Annotated in this window: 17 protein-coding genes and 2 tRNA genes; 14 read left to right on the top strand and 5 right to left on the bottom strand. The window is 50.7% G+C overall.

The genetic code is table 11. The annotated features are described in order from the left end of the window. Position 1: 1 nt before the first annotated feature. On the top strand, positions 2–529 hold the full coding sequence (locus tag DBY97_RS01345) for a single-stranded DNA-binding protein (protein WP_107857184.1): 528 nt from the start codon (positions 2–4) through the stop codon (positions 527–529). Between the two features lie 73 nt (positions 530–602). Here the strand turns inward: DBY97_RS01345 and plsY are convergent, their stop codons facing one another. Next, a complete protein-coding gene (gene plsY / locus DBY97_RS01340; RefSeq protein WP_070459903.1) occupies positions 603–1,214 on the bottom strand; it encodes a glycerol-3-phosphate 1-O-acyltransferase PlsY in 612 nt (203 codons plus the stop codon). Positions 1,215–1,271: 57 nt separating this feature from the next. Here plsY and folB point away from each other — a divergent pair, with 57 nt between their 5' ends. From folB to DBY97_RS01325, 3 genes are all read left to right on the top strand, one after another. Beyond that, positions 1,272–1,622: a dihydroneopterin aldolase gene (gene folB, locus DBY97_RS01335; RefSeq protein WP_107857183.1), complete on the top strand. Its 351-nt coding sequence runs from the start codon at positions 1,272–1,274 to the stop codon at positions 1,620–1,622. 46 nt (positions 1,623–1,668) lie between these two features. Beyond that, on the top strand, positions 1,669–2,316 hold the full coding sequence (locus DBY97_RS01330) for a nuclease-related domain-containing protein (RefSeq protein WP_107857182.1): 648 nt from the start codon (positions 1,669–1,671) through the stop codon (positions 2,314–2,316). An 85-nt stretch (positions 2,317–2,401) separates the two neighbouring features. Further along, positions 2,402–2,938 carry an NUDIX hydrolase gene (locus tag DBY97_RS01325; RefSeq protein ID WP_107857181.1) on the top strand — a complete coding sequence of 179 codons (537 nt, stop codon included), beginning with the start codon at positions 2,402–2,404 and terminating at the stop codon, positions 2,936–2,938. Positions 2,939–3,048: 110 nt separating this feature from the next. Here the strand turns inward: DBY97_RS01325 and DBY97_RS01320 are convergent, their stop codons facing one another. Both DBY97_RS01320 and DBY97_RS01315 read right to left on the bottom strand, forming a co-directional pair. Continuing rightward, positions 3,049–3,705, bottom strand: coding sequence for an alpha/beta hydrolase (locus DBY97_RS01320; protein ID WP_107857180.1), 657 nt, complete (start codon positions 3,703–3,705; stop codon positions 3,049–3,051). A 41-nt stretch (positions 3,706–3,746) separates the two neighbouring features. Continuing rightward, positions 3,747–4,541 carry a polyamine aminopropyltransferase gene (locus DBY97_RS01315; protein WP_107810602.1) on the bottom strand — a complete coding sequence of 265 codons (795 nt, stop codon included), beginning with the start codon at positions 4,539–4,541 and terminating at the stop codon, positions 3,747–3,749. A 216-nt stretch (positions 4,542–4,757) separates the two neighbouring features. Between DBY97_RS01315 and DBY97_RS01310 the strand changes: the two genes are divergently transcribed. The 7 genes from DBY97_RS01310 to DBY97_RS01280 all read left to right on the top strand — a co-directional run bounded on the left by DBY97_RS01310 (position 4,758) and on the right by DBY97_RS01280 (position 11,418). After that, positions 4,758–4,833, top strand: a tRNA-Thr gene (locus DBY97_RS01310). A 36-nt stretch (positions 4,834–4,869) separates the two neighbouring features. Next, a tRNA-Thr gene (locus DBY97_RS01305) sits at positions 4,870–4,945 on the top strand. Positions 4,946–5,073: 128 nt separating this feature from the next. Then, entirely contained in the window at positions 5,074–5,865 is a 792-nt protein-coding gene (gene panB / locus DBY97_RS01300; RefSeq protein WP_049333454.1) for a 3-methyl-2-oxobutanoate hydroxymethyltransferase, read from the top strand. Positions 5,866–5,984: 119 nt separating this feature from the next. Next, positions 5,985–6,821: a pantoate--beta-alanine ligase gene (gene panC, locus DBY97_RS01295; RefSeq protein WP_107857179.1), complete on the top strand. Its 837-nt coding sequence runs from the start codon at positions 5,985–5,987 to the stop codon at positions 6,819–6,821. 68 nt (positions 6,822–6,889) lie between these two features. After that, positions 6,890–7,831, top strand: coding sequence for a DUF4424 family protein (locus DBY97_RS01290; protein ID WP_107857178.1), 942 nt, complete (start codon positions 6,890–6,892; stop codon positions 7,829–7,831). A gap of 97 nt (positions 7,832–7,928) precedes the next feature. Then, positions 7,929–10,529: a DNA mismatch repair protein MutS gene (mutS, locus tag DBY97_RS01285; protein WP_107857177.1), complete on the top strand. Its 2,601-nt coding sequence runs from the start codon at positions 7,929–7,931 to the stop codon at positions 10,527–10,529. 37 nt (positions 10,530–10,566) lie between these two features. Then, complete coding sequence (locus DBY97_RS01280; protein WP_107857176.1) at positions 10,567–11,418, top strand: DUF5672 family protein; 852 nt, start codon at positions 10,567–10,569, stop codon at positions 11,416–11,418. Positions 11,419–11,461: 43 nt separating this feature from the next. On the opposite strand, the gene DBY97_RS01275 is transcribed toward DBY97_RS01280, so the two are convergent. Further along, positions 11,462–12,295, bottom strand: coding sequence for a DUF4198 domain-containing protein (locus DBY97_RS01275; RefSeq protein WP_107857175.1), 834 nt, complete (start codon positions 12,293–12,295; stop codon positions 11,462–11,464). A 252-nt stretch (positions 12,296–12,547) separates the two neighbouring features. Between DBY97_RS01275 and DBY97_RS01270 the strand changes: the two genes are divergently transcribed. From DBY97_RS01270 to DBY97_RS01260, 3 genes are all read left to right on the top strand, one after another. Beyond that, positions 12,548–13,591 carry a sulfate ABC transporter substrate-binding protein gene (locus DBY97_RS01270; protein ID WP_199900723.1) on the top strand — a complete coding sequence of 348 codons (1,044 nt, stop codon included), beginning with the start codon at positions 12,548–12,550 and terminating at the stop codon, positions 13,589–13,591. A 77-nt stretch (positions 13,592–13,668) separates the two neighbouring features. Next, on the top strand, positions 13,669–14,727 hold the full coding sequence (gene dinB, locus DBY97_RS01265; protein WP_049348646.1) for a DNA polymerase IV: 1,059 nt from the start codon (positions 13,669–13,671) through the stop codon (positions 14,725–14,727). 115 nt (positions 14,728–14,842) lie between these two features. After that, positions 14,843–15,574 carry a phosphoadenylyl-sulfate reductase gene (locus DBY97_RS01260; protein WP_107857173.1) on the top strand — a complete coding sequence of 244 codons (732 nt, stop codon included), beginning with the start codon at positions 14,843–14,845 and terminating at the stop codon, positions 15,572–15,574. Between the two features lie 59 nt (positions 15,575–15,633). On the opposite strand, the gene recB is transcribed toward DBY97_RS01260, so the two are convergent. Next, the gene (gene recB, locus DBY97_RS01255) at positions 15,634–19,290 is read right to left on the bottom strand and encodes an exodeoxyribonuclease V subunit beta (protein WP_107857172.1); all 3,657 of its coding nucleotides are present in this window, start codon (positions 19,288–19,290) and stop codon (positions 15,634–15,636) included. Between the last annotated feature and the right edge of the window lie 56 nt (positions 19,291–19,346).

Here is a 19,346-nt window from a genome sequence, read left to right as displayed (position 1 = left end):
AATGTCATTGAATAAAGTTATCCTCATCGGCCGCCTCGGCCGCGACCCGGAAGTCCGCTATATGCCTAACGGCGAGGCCGTCTGTAATTTCAGCGTTGCCACCAGCGAAACTTGGAACGACCGCAACGGCCAACGCGTAGAACGTACCGAATGGCACAACATTACCATGTACCGCAAACTCGCCGAAATTGCAGGTCAATACCTGCGTAAAGGCAGCCAAGTGTACCTGGAAGGCCGTATCCAAAGTCGTAAATACCAAGGCAAAGACGGCATCGAGCGCACCGCTTACGACATCATCGCCAACGAAATGAAAATGCTTGGCGGCCGCAACGACAACAGCGGCGGCGCACCATATGATGACGGCTACAACCAAGGCGGCCATTCAAGCCAAGGCAGTTACCAACAAGCGCCACAACAGCAATACCAATCTGCCCCAGCTCAAGAACCCCCAGCCGCCCCAGTCCGTCGTCCCGCTCCGGCACAACCGACCGCTCCGGTTGATGATATCGACGACGATATTCCATTCTAATCATTGAGTAATATAAAAGGCCGTCTGAAAAATATACTTTCAGACGGCCTTTTATTTGAATATGTCTACGTTTTTAAGATTTTCCGGCTTTATCCCCGATTTTGCTTTCTTTGCCTTGAATCAGGTTTTGAATATTGCTTTTATGGCGGTACAACACCAATGCGGCAATGAATACGGTTGCCCATGCCCAAGAGGCGTGTGGCATCATGAAAAAGGCGAAGATGGGTGCGCAGACGGTGGCGACCAGTGCGGCGAGGGAGGATACTTTGAAACCGAATGCCATGACCAGCCAAATCAAGGTGCAGAGTAGGGCGGTTGCGGGGGAGAGGGCGAGCAAGACGCCTAATGCGGTGGCTACGCCTTTGCCACCTTTAAAATTGAAAAATATTGGCCACATATGGCCGACCAATGCGGCGATGGCGACCAGGGCTATCGTTGCATCAGACAAATTTAAAGCATCTTGAAGACAACGAGCCAAGATGACGGCAACCAAGCCTTTTACTGCATCGCCGAGCAAGGTCAGTGCGGCCGCTTTTTTCTTACCGCTGCGCAAGACGTTGGTGGCACCGGGGTTGCCGGAGCCGTAAGTGCGCGGATCGTCCATGCCGTAATATTTTGATACGATGACGGCAAAAGATAGGGAGCCGATAAGATAGGCGGCAATAATGGCGAGTACATTGAACATTTTGGGTGCTTTACTTAAAATGGGAACGGTTATTCTATCAAAAAAATGGACAGGCAAATGGATAAAATCTTTTTGTACGGCATGAAGGCCGATACTTTAATCGGCGTATATGATTGGGAACGCGAGCGTAAACAGACTTTGATTTTGGATTTGGAAATCAGTGTTTCCGAACGTACCTTCACGAGCGACGATATCAGCGATACCATTCATTATGGCGAAGTATGCGAAGTCGTACGCCGCAACCTTGCCGAACAGGATTTTTTACTGCTGGAAACGTTGGCAGAGCATATCGCCCAATTGATTTTAAATGATTTTGGTGCGGCCAAAGTGCGCGTCCGTATTGTGAAGCCGGGTATCTTGCCTGATGTGGCGCAGGTCGGTATTGAAATTGAACGCGCTCGGGAATAAACCATAAATATATAAATTTTTAGTTTTAAATAAAAAAGAAAACGTCATGATTGAACAAATATTGGGAAGTATGTCAGGTATATTTTGGATTTTTCTGATCATTATTCCTTTGCTTTTATTAAAAGCACTGTTGAGAAATCCTAAAATAAAGGGAAGCATGGGGGAAATAGCAGTTCGTTCTGTAATTGGAAAAAATTTAGATGAGAAAACTTATTTTGAGTTTCACGATTTAATTATTCCATCTCGAGATGGTACGACACAAATTGATCATATTTATGTCTCAATTTTTGGGATATTTGTGATAGAAACTAAAAATTACACAGGTTGGATTTTTGGTAGTGAAAAGCAATCTAAATGGACGCAAATCATCTATAAACAGAAACATTATTTCCAAAACCCGTTGCGTCAGAATTATGCTCATATCAAAGCATTGTCAGAACTATTGCAATTTCCTGAGGAGAAGTTTCATTCAATGGTAGTTTTCTTAGGTGATTGTGAGTTGAAATCGAAAATGCCACCAAATGTTTGCCGTATTAGGCAGGCAGCGGCTTATATTAAGAATTTTCAGACGGCCTTATTGCTTCCTCATGAGGTAGAGGCAATAGTTGCTGTATTGTCTTCAAGTGACTACCAAGCAAATAGTGAAAAGCTGCGAACACATACGGAGCGTTTGCAACAACGACATCAGCGGTAACTATTAGAAAAGGCATCCTCTGAGTTTATTTCTGTAAAATTTCAGATGGCCTTTAATATTTAATAATTTGGAAATGAGGTAAAAAATGGATTTGAAAGAAACTAAATTAAGCAGTGAGCCAATCTACGAAGGTTCTTTTGTTACCATCAGTCGTGATCGGGTTCGCCTGCCAAATGGCAACGAAAGCCAGCGGGTTGTGATCCGTCATCCGGGTGCTGCGTGTGTGTTGGCGGAAACGGAAGACGGCAAAGTTGTTTTGGTTCGCCAATGGCGTTATGCCGCCGATCAGGCGACGTTGGAATTGCCGGCGGGTAAATTGGATGTGGCGGACGAAGATCCTGCCGAATGCGCTTTGCGTGAGTTGGCGGAAGAAACGCCATATGTCGCCGACAGCGTCAAACTGTTGTACTCCTTTTATACTGCAGTCGGTTTTTGCGATGAAAAAATGTATCTCTACCAAGCGCAAGGTGTGCGTTTGGGCAGTGAGTTGAGCAATGATGAGGATGAAATTACAGAAACCGTCCTGATGAGCAAGGAAGAGGTGCGCAATGCATTGGCAAACGATGAAATCAAAGATGGTAAGACTTTGATTGGTTTGCAGTATTGGTTGGCTCAGAATTGATATGTTAAGCAGACAATCCTTGATGGTTTTTTAATACTTGAGCCTGATATTTAGATAATAAGGTTTTATACAAACAAGGCCGTCTGAAAAAGCTTTCAGACGGCCTTGTTTTATTTTGTAGCTATATTTTGGCCTAATAAAGCCGGTGCAAACCGTGTAATCGTATCGCGCAAAACGATGAGTTTGCCGTGGAAGAAGTGGGACGAGCCGGCAATGGTTACAACCGGCAGGTCTTGTGGTTTTGCCCATGTCAGGGCTTTGTTGATTTTGACGACTTCGTCTTCCGCGCCATGAATCATCAATGTTTTGGCGACATCGGGAACGTTGGATGGTTCCGGGCGATCGGTGTAGTGATGGACGGCGGCACCCATCAGCAACAGTAAATCAGGCGTACGTTCTTGGGCGGCAAAGGTGGAAACGTAGCCGCCGAATGAGAAGCCGGCTAGGGCGAATTGCGGTGCGTCTGGATGTTGCGCGCGGGCGTAGTCGATAACGGCAATGCAGTCTTGCGTTTCGCCGCGGCCGTAGTCGTGTTCGCCTTCGCTATTGCCTACGCCGCGCAAATTGGGCAGGTAGCAATGAAAACCGAGTTGACTGAGGGCTTTGGCGGCGGTTTGGATGACTTTGTTGGTGTTGGTGCCGCCTTGCAGGGGATTGGGGTGGTTGATGACGGCAACGCCGCGTGCGGATTCTTGTGTGCTTGGCAGGTAGATGGTTTCCAGCAAACCGGCTGGGCCGGGGATTTGAATGATGTCGGGTTTGAGCATGAGTGTGTCCTTGTTTGTTTTTTCAGACGGCCTGAAGCGGTTTACAGATAAAAATTCTTGCCGTTGTTTTGATTGTTGGCTTTCAAATCAGCAAGCATCCGTTTGAAGTCCAAGCCGTATTTTTCGCTTAATTTTTCGGCGCGTTTTTTTAAGTTGTCGAGATTTTGCTCTTTGGGGCTGCTTTGGAACGCCATGACCGCTACGTTACCGTGGCTTTCTGCAGGCAGCTCGAGTACGCGGCCGTCAAAGACGTTGAGCAGGCGTTCGACAAAGCGTTGATAACGCTGGTCGCCGCTCCACCAGTTGGTAACAAATACGCCGTCTGGAGAGAGGGCATTGCGGCAGTCTTGGAAGAAGGGCTCTTCCACCAAAGCATCGATAATCTGTTCGCCGTCAAAACCATCTACCAAAATCACATCGGTATTGTGGCGGAACACTTTAATATATTCCGCGCCATCTGCCTCGATAATTTCAAAATTTTCACCTTCATGCGGCAATTCAAACAGGCTGCGCGCCACGGCGATGACTTGCGGATTGATGTCAATGGCGGTTTGCTTGGTATCGGGTAGGTAGCTGTCTATCCAACGGGCAAACGAGCCGCCGCCCAAACCGATTTGGGTGATGTGTTTGGGCGGGGTTTCTGCAAACAGCAGCCAACCCATCATGGCGCGGCTGTACGACAACACCAGCTCGGACGGATGATCGACATTCATAGAGCTTTGAATGGTGTCGCTGCCCAAGTGCAGGGAACGGATATTGCCTTCTTCGGAAATGCCGACTTCGGGCAGATGGGATTTGGCTGGGCGCAAGCGGCGGTAAGGATGGCGGGGTGGCATGGGCAAAGACGGAAAGATGTAGAAGGCGTTATTTTAACAGAAACAATGATGTTTTGCGCTGGGGCGGTTTTCAGACGGCCTTTGTGTGTGTTGAATTGGAAGATAAGGCGTGTATTTAATTTTCTTTAAAATCATTGGTTTTTATAATTTCGTGAGTAACTTTGTTTTAAAATGCTTGCCAAGATGGGAACTTATCGGCATAATGCCGACTTCCTTGCCGGTATAGCTCAGTTGGTAGAGCACCTGACTTGTAATCAGGGGGTCCCGAGTTCGACTCTTGGTGCCGGCACCAGTTAAAGACTGATGGTGCCGCAAGGCATTTCAGTAAGCCGGTATAGCTCAGTTGGTAGAGCACCTGACTTGTAATCAGGGGGTCCCGAGTTCGACTCTTGGTGCCGGCACCAATTAAAAGCCCGATTGTGAAAGCAGTCGGGCTTTTTGCTTATGCTTTGATATTTTAAAAGCAGACCTTATAATACCGCGTTTCCATTACAACAAAGGGCTGCCCGTCGGGCGGAACACACAAAACACCATGATTACCGTAAACACTTTGCAAAAAATGAAAGCAGAGGGCGAAAAAATCGCCATGCTGACCGCTTATGAATCCAGCTTTGCCGCGCTGATGGACAATGCTGGCGTGGATGTATTGCTGGTCGGCGATTCTTTGGGTATGGCGGTACAAGGTCGTCAATCTACTTTGCCGGTGAGCTTGCAGGATATGTGCTACCACACTGAATGCGTGGCTCGCGGCACTAAAAATGCCATGATTGTCAGTGATTTGCCGTTTGGCGCATATCAGCAGAGCAAAGAGCAGGCATTTGCGGCGGCGGCAGAGTTGATGGCGGCCGGCGCGCATATGGTCAAGCTCGAAGGCGGTGTCTGGATGGCGGAGACCACTGAATTTCTGCAAATGCGCGGTATCCCTGTTTGCGCCCACATCGGCCTGACTCCGCAATCCGTGTTTGCATTCGGCGGCTATAAAGTACAAGGCCGGGGCGACAAGGCGGAAGCGTTGCTCAACGACGCCAAAGCGCATGATGCGGCAGGTGCGGCAATCGTATTGATGGAATGCGTTCCTGCAGAGTTGGCGAAAAAAGTAACCGAAACCGTTTCTTGCCCGACCATCGGTATTGGTGCAGGCGTGGATTGCGACGGTCAGGTTTTGGTGATGCACGATATGCTCGGCATTTTCCCCGGTAAAACCGCCAAATTCGTGAAAAACTTTATGCAGGGCAAAGACAGCGTTCAAGCTGCGGTCAAAGCCTATGTGGACGAAGTCAAAGCAAAAACGTTCCCATCTGTCGAACATACGTTTGCCGGATAAAATAAAAAACAGGCCGTCTGAAACTTATTTCAGACGGCCTTTTTGATGAATAAAAGCGTATAATCGGCGCGTGATTTCCGTAGATGAAGCGGCGGAAAAGATAAAGGATTTTTCAAACCATGCAAATCATTCATACGATTAAAGAATTGCGCGAGTGGCGCAAAACTGCCGGAAAAGTGGCATTTGTACCGACCATGGGCAATCTGCACGAAGGCCATCTTGCGCTGGTGCGCGAAGCAAAAAAACGTGCCGATAACGTTGTGGTCAGCATTTTTGTCAACCGCCTGCAATTCGGACAAGGCGAAGATTTCGACAAATATCCGCGCACTTTGCAACAAGATGCCGACAAATTGGCAGGCGAGGGCGTTGCCGTCGTATTTGCGCCTGATGAAAAAGAGCTGTATCCGAATGTGGAACAGCGTTTCAATGTCGAGCCTCCGCACCTGAAAAACGAATTGTGCGGCAAATTCCGTCCGGGCCATTTCCGCGGCGTTGCGACCGTTGTGACTAAGTTGTTCAACATTGTTCAACCCGATACCGCCTGTTTCGGTAAAAAAGACTATCAGCAGCTGGTGATTATCAAAGGCTTTGTCGAAGACTTGAATTTCAATATCGAAATCGTCCCGGTCGACACCGGCCGTGCTTCAGACGGCCTGGCACTTTCCAGCCGCAACCAATATTTAAGCGAAGCAGAGCGCGCAGAAGCGCCACGCCTCTATCAAGAGTTGCAAAACATTGCCGCCGCCCTGAAAAACGGCAATCTGGATTACGCCCAGCTTGAGGCCGAATGTATCCGCCGTTTGACCGATGCCGGCTGGGTAGTTGATTACGTTGAAATCCGCCATGCACACAGCTTGGCAGTGGCTCATGTTGGCGATAAAGAATTGGTGGTGCTTGCCGCCGCCCGTTTGGGTACCACGCGCCTGATTGATAATTTGGAAGTGGCTTTGGCTTAAAACCAAGCTACTGTTAAAGGCCGTCTGAAACCTGTTTTTCAGACGGCCTGTTTCAAAGGGGTTAAATCATGAAACAAAAAGCTTTAATCTTGCTCCTCCTGCTTGCCGGAGCAGCCCATGCCAACGACAGCACGGGTACAGTCAGCACGAGCGGCATCAAATATCTGAAAAATCCGCATATCGATATGCAGAGCGAAGATTTGTACATCAGCGAAAACCAGATTCGCGTGCATTACCGGTTTAAAAACACTTCCTCGCAAGACCTTACCGAAACCGTCCTTTTCCCTTTGCCGATTGTTCCTGCTTTCATCGATTACGACTTTGCCGACACCAAAGGCTTGGTTGACAGCTTCCGAATTTACGCCGACGGCAAACCTGTCCGCCCGCAAGCCCACGTCCGTGCCTATTTTGAACGGAGTAACGGCTCGCTGGTGGACGTGACCGCCGATTTGAAAAAATGCGGTTTGAGCGATCAGGAACTGATGCACCCTTGGACGAAAAAGCAAGACGGTGAAAAAATCGGCAGCAAAATCGGAGCCTGCCGCTCCGCCAAAGTCCAATCCATGCTGCCCAAACAGACGGATGAACTGCCCGATTGGTCGTCGCAGATTATTTACAGCTGGAAGCAAACCTTTAAAGCCAACTCTGTAACCGAAATCAAACACCAATACACCCCGCTGGTCGGCGGCAGCTTCCTGCCTTCGCTTAAAGCCAAAGACAGCAAAGCATTCATAGATGAGTACTGCATGGATGAAAACTTCCTTAAAAACTTTAAAAATGTGAAAGGAGGTTCAAAGGTCTATCACCATTTGGGCTATGTCCTGACCACAGGTGCCAACTGGGCAAAACCTATCGGTAAATTCACTTTGACCATAGACCGCGAGCCCAATACTGTGTTGTCACTCTGCTGGGACAAATCCTTGCGCAAAGTAGGGCCGAACCGCTTCCAAGCAGTCAAAGAAAATTTCCTGCCGAAAAAAGACTTAGATATTATTTTCGTTTATGACTAATCTTATTCGGCACATATAAAAGGCCGTCTGAAAGCTTATTTAGGTTTTCAGACGGCCTTTTGTTACAATAATACTTTTGCGTTTCTAAGGCTTTTCCATGTCCAAACCCACCGTTTCCCCGATGATGCAGCAGTATCTCGCTATCAAATCGCAACACGCCGACAAGCTGGTGTTTTACCGTATGGGCGATTTTTATGAGCTGTTTTTGGATGATGCGGTGGAGGCAGCGAAGCTGTTGGACATCACCCTGACCACGCGCGGGCAGATGGACGGCATGCCGATTAAGATGGCAGGCGTGCCGTTTCACGCGGCGGAGCAGTATCTGGCGCGGCTGGTGAAGATGGGCAAAAGCGTGGCAGTGTGTGAGCAGGTGGGCGAAGTCGGTGCGGGAAAAGGGCCGGTGGAGCGCAAAGTCGTGCGCATCGTTACGCCCGGTACGCTGACCGACGCGGCGTTTTTGGAAGATAAGGAAACCAACCGCATCGCGGCGGTGAACGCGGATAAAAAACACATCGCCATCGCGTGGGCATCTTTGCAAAGCGGCGAATTCAAAACCAAGCTGACGACGGCGGACAAACTCGCCGACGAGCTGGCGCGTTTGCAGGCGGCGGAAATCCTGTTGCCCGAAGGCAAAAGCCTTCCTGACGGTTTTCAGGCAACCTCCGCCAACATCACACGCCTGAACTCATGGCAGTTTGCCGCCGACGCGGGCGCGAAATTGTTGACCGAATACTTCGGCTGCCAAGACCTGCACGGCTTCGGTTTGGACGGCAAGGAACACGAAGCCGCCGTCGGTGCGGCGGGCGCGCTGCTGAACTACATCCGCCTGACGCAAAACCTGATGCCGCAACACCTCGACGGCATTTCGCTCGAAACCGACAGCCAATATATCGGCATGGACGCCGCCACGCGCCGCAATCTCGAGATCACGCAAACCCTCTCCGGTAAGAAATCGCCGACCCTGTTTTCCATACTCGACGGCTGCGCCACCCACATGGGCAGCCGCCTCTTGGCACTCTGGCTGTACCACCCCTTACGCAGCCGCGCCCACATCCGCGCCCGCCAAGAAGCCGTTGCCGCGTTGGGTTCGCAATACGAAACCCTGCAAGGCCGTCTGAAAAACATCGCGGACATCGAACGCATCGCCGCCCGCATCGCCGTCGGCAACGCCCGCCCGCGCGACCTCGCCGCCCTGCGCGACAGCCTGTTTGCCCTGTTCGAAATCGAATTGTCCGCCGAGGGCAGCAGTCTCTTAGAAACCCTCAAAGCCGTTTTCCCCGAAACCCTGCCCGTCGCCGAAACCCTTAAAGCCGCCGTGATGCCCGAACCTGCCGTCTGGCTCAAAGACGGCGGCGTCATCAACCAAGGCTATTGCGCAGAACTTGACGAGTTGCGCCACATCCAAAACCACGGCGACGAATTCCTGCTCGAGCTTGAAGCGCGCGAACGCGAACGCACCGGCCTTTCTACCCTCAAAGTTGAGTTCAACCGCGTCCACGGCTTCTACATCGAGCTATCCAAAGTTCAAGCCGAACAAGCCCCCGCCGACTACCAGCGCCGCCAGACACTGAAAAACGCCGAACGCTTTATCACCCCCGAACTCAAAACCTTCGAAGACAAAGTCCTGACCGCACAAGAGCAAGCATTGGCATTGGAAAAACGCCTGTTTGAAGCCCTGCTGAAAGAAGTTCAGACGGCCTTGCCGCAGCTTCAAAAAGCAGCCAAAGCCGCCGCCGCCCTCGACGTACTCTCCACCTTCGCTGCTACCGCCGCCGAACGCGGCTTCGTTTGTCCTGAGTTCGCAGACTATCCCGTCATCCATATCGAAAACGGCCGCCATCCCGTCGTCGAGCAACAAGTGCGCCACTTCACCGCCAACCACACCCGCCTCGACCACAAACACCGTCTCATGCTCCTGACCGGTCCCAACATGGGCGGCAAATCCACCTACATGCGCCAAGTCGCCCACATCGTCCTCATGGCGCACACTGGCAGCTTCGTCCCCGCCGACGCCGCCCAAATCGGACCCATCGACCAAATCTTCACCCGTATCGGCGCATCGGACGACTTAGCTTCCAACCGCTCCACCTTCATGGTCGAAATGAGCGAAACTGCCTACATCCTCCACCACGCCACCGAGCAATCCCTCGTCCTTATGGACGAAGTAGGACGCGGCACTTCGACTTTTGATGGCCTCGCCCTTGCCCAAGCCATCGCCGAACATTTGCTGCAAAAAAACAAATCCTTCAGCCTCTTCGCCACCCACTATTTCGAGCTGACCAAACTGCCTGAAGCCCATGCAACCGCAGTCAATATGCACCTCTCCGCGCTTGAGCAAGGACAAGACATTGTCTTCCTCCACCACATTGAACCAGGCCCCGCCAGCAAAAGCTACGGTATCGCCGTCGCCAAACTCGCAGGCCTGCCCAACCGCGCTTTGAAAGCAGCTCAAAAGCATTTAAACGATTTGGAAAACCAAGCCGCCGCCAACCGTCCGCAGTTGGATATTTTCAGCGCCATACCGTCTGAAAATAGGGAAGACGAGGAAGGGAAAGAACAGGAAATTGAGCCGGTCGATCATTCGCAGGTCAATGAATTGGCTGAAGCGTTGGCGCAAATTCAGCCCGACAACCTCACGCCGCGCGAAGCCTTGGATGCTTTGTATCGCTTGAAAGATATCTGCAACAAGGCGTCGTAAATAACTCAAAGGCCATCTGAAACAGGGGAACATATTGATGAGTTTTACTGACATTACCGTGGTTGGTATTACCGGTGTAGATTCTTATACCGAGGGCACGATGTATGCCATTATCCGCAGCTGTGCCGAATTGCCCGGAAGTCGTGGATTGCTGATCAGCCCAAGCTGTCCGCAAGGTTTGCCGGAGAATATCCGACATCAGCCTTGCCGGCCATTCGGGTATCTGGAATACAATCTGTTTGTTTTGTACCAACTGATGTATTACATCGATACTGATTATTGTTTGATTGTTCAAAATGACGGATGGGTGTTGAACGGTCAAAACTGGCAGGATGCCTATCGGGAATATGACTACATCGGTGCACCTTTGCCGATTTTGTTGGAAACTGAAGCAGACGGGCAGTTTTTCCTGAAGGGAACCGACCAATATTTGGCCAAACAACATCTGATTCAGACTTCTCCGAATTTGGACGAGCCGCAGAACGGCAGTTTCAGCCTGCGCAGCAAGCGGCTTTTAACCATGCCGCGACAGCTGGGCTTAAATGTAGAAATCCGACCGCCTTTGCCTCCGGAAGACGGAAAAATTGCCGATATGGAATGGCTGGTGCGGCTGCACCACGAGGATATGTTTTTGACGGCGCAACACCGTTATACATTGCAGGACTTGGGTCTGAAATTCGCGCCTCCGAATATTGCGACGCAATTTTCTTCAGAAGTACCGTTTATCAATCAAATGAGGAATGTCCCTTTAGAGCGCGTCTTTGGGGCGCACTGGATGGGAAGTGTGGTCTTGACCGGCTGCAACCGTATCCGTTTTACCCAATTAAATGGTGATGAGTTGGAAACATACTCCCGTTTTTTTAGAAATTTGGGTTATGAATTAGAATAAAAAAAGGCCGTCTGAAAGTTCAGACGGCCTTTTTTAATGACTGTTAATGATGATGGTGGGCATGGCGTGCGGCTGCGCGTTTGGTGCCGACAGGCACAATCAGCGTTGCGTAAGTATTGTCTTTCTGACATACGCTTTTATCGCCGTAATCGGTCTCGTTCACCACTTTGATTTTCCACAAGCCGTCAATCAGCGTAATCACATTGACCACGCCGTTTTTATCGGTTTTGCCGGAGAAGCCTTGAGGCTCGCGGTGGTCATGGGTCGATTCCAAGTCCATTTCGGCTAAAGTGTCCGAGCTGGCGGTAACGGTGGCTTTAACCAAAGGCTCGCCTTTGTACAGGACTTTGACCGGCAAAATGCCGCCGGCTTTGACTTCGTTCGGATTTTGCAGCGGAACCAGTTCCAGCTCTTGGCCGATAGGGCGGGTCAATACCGCTTCATCAACTGCGCCGTTGCCCACTTGGACAAAGCTCTTGCCGAACATTTGCGATTGTTCGCAATAGGTGGCATCGGCCAGCTGTTTCAAGGTTTGCTGTTTCCAGCCATCTTTGTTTTTCGACCAGAAAGTCGGTTGGTAGGTCGCGCTGACCCAGTAGGAACCTTCAGGCAAAGCGGCTTTGGAAACGTATTGATAGTTTTCGCCTTTATTTACCAAATCAACGGTTTTCTTTGAGCTGCCGGTCAATTGCAGCGGTTTGAAAATATGTACGCGGTCGTCGGCGATTTTTTCGACATTGGGGAAGTCATGGCTGTAACCCAAATCCGCATGCAGGATTTGGCCGGCAGGCTGATGTGTCGGTGCGGCCACCCAAACATCGTGAGCCTGTGCCACTGCGCCCAATCCCAGCAATCCTAAAAGCATCCATTGTTTCATCGTTTCTACACTCCATTTTTCGATTATTGAACAAAACGCCTAATGATTCGGCGAATACGAACGGTACTCTTTTTTATTAACTTTGTAAATAATATGGTTTAGATTTTATAGTTATAAATAATTATTTTTTGATTTCAGACGGCCTCGGTTTATATAACCAAAACTGATAAACCCAAAAGCAAACATTATTTCCCGTTTGCCTCCGATCCCGATAAAGTATCGCCATACTTTTAATAGGAGCCGACCATGAATATCCGTACCCTTTCTTTTGCCGCATTGACCGCCGCGCTGGCGTTGAGTGCCTGCTCTCCCAAAAACGAACAATCTGCCGACAATGCTGCTTCCGCAGGCAAGGGCGGTAATGTGAAGCTGTTGAACGTCTCTTATGATGTCGCACGAGATTTTTATAAAGAATACAATCCTTTATTTGTCAAAGAGTTTGCCGCAAAAAACGGCGGACAGTCGGTTGAAGTCCAACAGTCGCACGGCGGCTCCAGCAAGCAGGCTTTGGCTGTCGCCAACGGTTTGGCTGCCGATGTGGTGACCATGAACCAGACTTCCGATATCGAGCTTTTGGTGAAAAAAGGCCTGATTAAAGACGATTGGAACACGCGCCTTCCGGATAATGCCGTGCCTTATACCAGCAACGTCGTTTTCTTGGTACGCAAAGGCAATCCGAAACACATCCAAGACTGGGGCGATTTGGCCAAAGACGGCGTGCAAATCGTTTTGGCCAACCCGAAAACCACAGGCAACGGCCGCTACGCCTTTTTGGGCGCGTACGGTTACGGCTTGAAAGTCAACAACGGCGATGAAGGCAAAACCCAAGATTTTGTGGCCGCATTGCTGAAAAACACGCCTGTGTTTGAAAACGGCGGCCGCGCGGCAACGACGACATTCAGCCAACGCAATATCGGCGATGTCTTGGTTACCTTTGAAAACGAGGCCAACTACGTCAGCAAAAAACTGACCCAAGACCAATTTGAAATTGTCTACCCAAGCTACACTATTCTTTCCGAAGCGCCGGTTGCCGTTGTGGACAGCGTAGTCGATAAAAAAGGCACGCGCGCCGCTGCCGAAGCCTACCTGAAAAACCTCTGGAGCGAACCGGCTCAAGAGTTGGCCGCCAATCTTTATCTGCGTCCGCGCAATGCCGAAGTGTTGGCCAAACACAAAGCCGATTTCCCCGATATTGAAACCTTTAATCCGAATGAGAAGTTCGGCGCTTGGTCGGACATCATGAAAAAATTCTTTGCCGACGGCGGATTGTTTGATCAGCTTTCCGGTAAAAAATAAGGTGTGAACATGGAGGCCGTCTGAAATTTCAGACGGCCTTTTGTTACAATAAGCCTTTTCCTTATCTACCTTTTCCCATGTCCCAACGCAAAATCATCCATATCGATATGGACGCATTCTACGCTTCGGTAGAACTGCGCGAGCAGCCGCACTTGAAAGGGCTGCCCGTCGTTGTGGCATGGGACGGTGCGCGCTCGGTCATTTGTGCCGCGTCTTATGAAGCGCGCAAATTCGGTTTGCACTCGGCCATGTCGGTGGCGACGGCAAAAAGGCTGTGTCCGCAGGCGGTGTTTGTGCCGCCGCATTTTGATTTGTACCGCCAGGTGTCGGCTCAGATTCATGCCGTGTTTCGGCGTTATACCGATTTGATCGAGCCTTTGTCTTTGGACGAAGCCTATTTGGATGTTACCCGAAATTTTAAAAATATCCCGTACGCCAGCGAGGTGGCCAAACGCATTCGCGCCGAAATTTTTGAAGAAACCGGTTTGACTGCTTCCGCAGGCATCGCGCCCAATAAGTTTTTGGCAAAAATCGCGTCTGACTGGCGTAAGCCAAACGGACAGTTTGTATTGCCGCCGCCCAAAATCATGGCGTTTTTGGAGAGCTTGCCGTTGGGTAAGATTCCCGGTGTCGGCAAAGTTACGCTGAAAAAGATGAACGCCCTCGGTATGCAGACTGCCGGCGATTTGCGCCGTTTTGAGCGCGGCGAACTTTTAAACCATTTCGGCCGCTACGGCTACCGCCTTTATGATTTGGCACGCGGTATCGACGAGCGGCCGGTCAAAGCTGAACGCGAACGCCTGCAAATCTCAACCGAAATCACTTTGCCCGAAGATTTGTCTTTGGCGCAGGCTTCAAGCCATTTGCCGCACCTTGCCGAAGACCTTTGGCGGCAGATTGAGCGCAAAAACGTCGAAGCCAAAGGCGTTACCCTCAAACTCAAAACCCACGATTTCCGCATTATTACGCGTTCGCTGACGTATTCTTCCGTCCTGCCCGACAGTGCCTCGCTGCTTCAGGCGGCGCATACTTTGCTGCAACGCATACCGCCGCAACGCGAAGACGCCTTCCGCCTGATCGGCATCGGCGTGAGTCATTTACTGCCGAAAAACCAGCAGCAGACGCTTTGGTTATAAAGAAATAGAAAAGCATTCTTTCCGTTTGAAGATAGGGCGCAGGACAATATCGTTCCATAACCATATCGACAGCCGTTTCAACAGGCCGTCTGAAAATTATTAGGAACAACCAGCCATGTCTTTATTCCGTCCTCAATTTTGGAAAATCCCCGAAACCAATGATGCCGAACGCCGCCGCCTGCCTGAGTTGGCGGCTGCTTTGGAGCGCCGTTTGCAAGACATTACCGCGCGCTATCCGCAAGCCGTGTTCGCATCCAGCCTTGCGGTCGAAGATATGGTCATTACCGATGCCGTTTGCCGTCTGAAACTGCCCATCCGCATCATTACGCTCAATACGGGCAAACTCAATCCCGAAACCACCGCGCTGATTGCCGAAACCAATGCGCGTTATCAAACCGAATTGGAAGTGTTTTATCCCAACCAGCAAACCGCCGATGAATTTGAAGCTGAATTCGGCACGACTGCCATGTACGACAGCGTCGAGTTGCGCCGCCGTTGCTGCCATATCCGCAAAATCGAACCGCTCAACCGCGCTTTGCACAACGCCCCCGCATGGCTGACCGGACAACGCCGCAGCCAGTCCGAAACGCGCAGCGAATTGAATTTTGAAGAGCAGGATACAGGCCGCAACATCGCCAAATTCAATCCTATTTTCGATTGGGAAGAGCAGGATGTTTGGGCATATGCACATGAGCACCAAGTTCCGCTCAATGCGCTTTATCATCAGGGCTATCCCAGTATTGGGTGCGAACCCTGCACGCGTCCGGTCAAGCTGGGCGAAAATATCCGTGCCGGACGATGGTGGTGGGAAAGCAAAGACAGTAAGGAATGCGGTTTGCACAAATAATCAAAGGCCGTCTGAAAACGTTTCAGACGGCCTTTTTGACGATTTAACAAAATGATTTATCAGGAATTTGTTTTCCGCTCAACGAAAGTAGAGAGCAAGGCGGTATCGATGTCCCATTTCCAAATGCCTTGTTCCGAGCCGTCCATGCCGCGCAGGAAGAGGTAGCGGATGGCGATTTTGGGCAACGGCTTGCCGCGCAGCGCGTAGTAGCGCGCAATGGCAACGGCGTAGATCAGGGCTTGCAGGTAGTAGTGATGATGCGCCACGGCTTCGTTCATCGCCTGTTGCGTGTACGCGTTTGCATCGTTGCCCAAATGGTTGGATTTGTAGTCGATTAAAACGACATTGCCGTCTGAATCTTGGCAAACCATATCGATAAAGCCGTTTAAATAGCCTTGCAAATCATGGAAGTCAAGCAGTTGCGCGGCTTGGACGCATTCGGGCGGCAGGTTTGCTTCGCTTGAGGCAAACCAACGGCGCAAGTCGTCCAGTTTGAAATCGTCCATGTACAGGGTGAACCCCATTTCGGGCAGGCGTCGGGTCGGCGGAATCTGCGACAGGCTCTCGCCGATTAAAGGCGTCAGGCGGCAGGTGTCGAGCATAGTGCTTACCGTCGGCAGCCATTTGTCTTCAAAGCTGTGGCGTTGCAAAACTTCGGCAATCATTTCGGATTGGCTCTCGGCAGAGGCGGCGAAGTCGAGTTTTTCCAACATTTCATGCAAACATACGCCGGCATTGGTGCCGCGGGGGAAATGGTGGATATCGAGGCTGTCTGAAAGCGGGGACGGCAGGTTTTCAGACGGCATGGCACGGTCTGCGCTTTCTGCCGGGTCGATGGCAGGTTGCAAAGGCTCGTGTTGTTCGTCGGTTGACTTGGTGTGCCTGCTCAAACCGGTAAAGCTGGTGTGGCGGATAAAGTCAAAATCGCGGCGTTTGATGCTCTGTACGCTAAAAGCTTGGTCTTGCTGGAGGCTGTATTGGTAGACGGTTTCCGGCGGGGCTTCTTCCGTGAAGGCAAACTCCGTATTTTCAGGCGCGTTTTTGATAAAGTGTTGCCAGTTGTTTTTAAGCATTTCCACAACGTCTGTCGCGCTTTTATAGCTTTGACTGACGCTTTCGCAACCGGCATCTGGTAAACCTTCGAGCAGATAGGCAAAAGGATTGTTGGGCGTACAGTTTTTATTGGCGGCAGCGTAGATGTTGAGCTGTTCTTCGGCGCGGGTAAGGGCGACATAAAGCAGGCGTAAATCTTCTGCCGTCTTTTCGTCGGCAAGGTGGCTTAGTTCTGCTTCCGAGGTTTGCGATTTTGCCAGTAGCTCGGTTTCGTGGTTGTCCGTATGCAGGATTTTCCAGTTTTCTTTGGAGTTGTCTTTGGTATCCCATGCGAAGGGGCAGTAAACCAAAGGGTATTGCAAACCTTTCGACGCGTGCATGGTAACGATTTTGACCAATTTTTCGTCGCTTTCAAGACGGATGGTTTGCGCGTCTGACGGGAAATGGCCGCTGCGCGCACGGCTGATTTGTTCGTTTAACCATTTATGCAGGGCGGCAGGGTTGCGGCTTTGGCTGTCTTCTTCGGCCAAAAGCTCCAGAATTTGGTAGTAGTTGGTAAGGCTGCGTTCGTTGCCGCCTTTGAGCAGGCGGGTTTCTATGTCATGTAGGGCGGAAAACTGCTGCACGGCGGCAAAAATGCCGCCTTTCCGCCATTTTTCCATGGCCTCGGCAGATGACTCCAGCCATTTCAGCAGCTGGTGTTCGTTGTGGTTGAGTTCGTAAATCTCTTTGGCGGTATAGCCGAACAAAACGCCGGTCAAGACAAAGCGCAGCCAGTCGGTCTGCCTTGGGTTGAGCCAAAAGCCGATCAGCGCGGACAGCGAGTCTGCCTCGGCAGAATCGAAAACGGACTGGCGCGACAGCAACACGCTTTGGATACGGCGCTGTTTCAGTTTACCGGCAATCATCGCCGCTTCGTTATTGGTACGGACCAAAACGGCAATATCTCCGGATTCCAATGCGCGACCTTTGAAATTCAGACGGCCTTCGGCCGCTTCATTGAGCGCAAAGGCAATTTCATCGGCGCAATATTCGGCGGCACAGCCGCGCAAAATCTCTTTGCCGGTTTGATCGTCCGTATTGAGCCAGCGCACTTGGATGGCGGGGCGGTGTGGCGACAGCCGGCTTTCGGCGCGGCTGGCGGAGACCTCGCTGTAATCGATGTTTTCCAACACGAATGGGTGTTTTTTTTGTTTGAACAAGGCGCTGATGCCGTTGATCAGCTTGGCATGGCTGCGGTAGTTGACGGCAAGGGTGTAATGCCTGTCCGCATCTTGCGCGGCTTGCAGATAGGCGTAAATGTCCGCACCGCGAAAGCTGTAAATTGCCTGTTTGGGGTCGCCAACAAGAAACAGCGGGCAGCCTTGTTCGATAAAAATTTGGCGGAAAATTTCGTATTGCAGCGGGTCGGTATCTTGGAATTCGTCAATCAGCGCGATTTCCCAGTTTGCCGCTGCCGCTTTTGCCAATGCGTTGCCGTGTTCATGGGTGGTCAATGCCTGATGGACATCCAGCAGCAAATCGTCAAACACGCGCTCGCGGCGTGATTTTTTTTGTTCGGCAATGGATTGGTTGATGTAGGAAAGGAGGTCTAGTTGCAGGCAGATGAAGACTGCTTCTTCCGCGCTTTTCATTGCCTGCAAATCACGACCGAGATTGGCCAAGGCTTGCAGCTGAATAATTTCCGGCGCATCGGCATCGGCTTTATATTCTTTTTTCAGTTTGCTGTTGAGCGTGTCGATACTGAAGAGGCTTAATTTTTCCAGCGTTTGTTTGCTCAGGCGGGGCAGACGGTTGGATTCGGCGTTTGTTTTTAAATCGGTAAAAACATTTTCAAAGGTATTTCTTCTGTAGGTCTGGCCGTTAAGTTTGGGAAAGATTGCCCAAAACGCTTTTTCCAAGTCTTCCAATTGGCCGCAAACTTTTTGCCATGTTTCTTGAAGGTTGGCTTGGGCTTCTTGCAAATTGCCTTCAGGCCGTCTGAATTTCAGATAGGGGCGGCCGGTATAGCTTTTGATTTCGGCAAGCATTTCTTCGGGCGTGCATTTCCGGTCAAAAACCAATTGTGCCAATGTGGCATCGGTTGCCACTCTCTGCCGCCAAAAGTCTTGCGCAGGAATCAGCAGCCTCTCGCGCGAGTCGTCCGACAGCTCGACATCCAAAGGTGCACCGCATAAAAATGCGTAATCGCGCAAGACGCGCTGACAGAAGCCGTGGATGGTGTAAATCGATGCGTTGTCAAACTGGCTCAGCGCGGCTTTGAGGCGGAGAATCAGGCGATGGCAGCTTTCCTGTCCGTCTTGCTCGCCTAAAGCCAAAGGAATCAAGCGATTGAGAAAGTCATCAGGGGATTTTTTCTCTTTTTCGTAATATTTGTTCAGGCCGTCTGAAATATGTTCCGGCTTGCCGCCCAAGGTTTGGATTTCGTTTAAAACCTGCAACACTTCGTCCAAACGCGCACGCAAACGGGTTTTCAGTTCTGCCGTCGCCGCTTTGGTAAAGGTAACGACCAGAATTTTCTCGATGTCTTTTTTTTCTAAGACAATCAGTCGGGTAAAGAGCGCGGCAATGCCGTAGGTTTTACCCGTACCGGCAGAAGCTTCGATGAGGTTGGTGCCGTCGATGGAAAGTGTGAGCGCGTCAAAAGGAAGGGCGGAAGACATGGTTGGAACGGAATAATATTAGCGAGGCATTATCATAACAGAGATAGTGTGTTGTT

This window comes from Neisseria subflava, assembly GCF_003044645.1.
Lineage (GTDB): Bacteria > Pseudomonadota > Gammaproteobacteria > Burkholderiales > Neisseriaceae > Neisseria > Neisseria subflava_B.
Note: the sequence above shows the minus strand (reverse complement) of the source record. Positions and strands in the feature narration are given on the sequence as shown.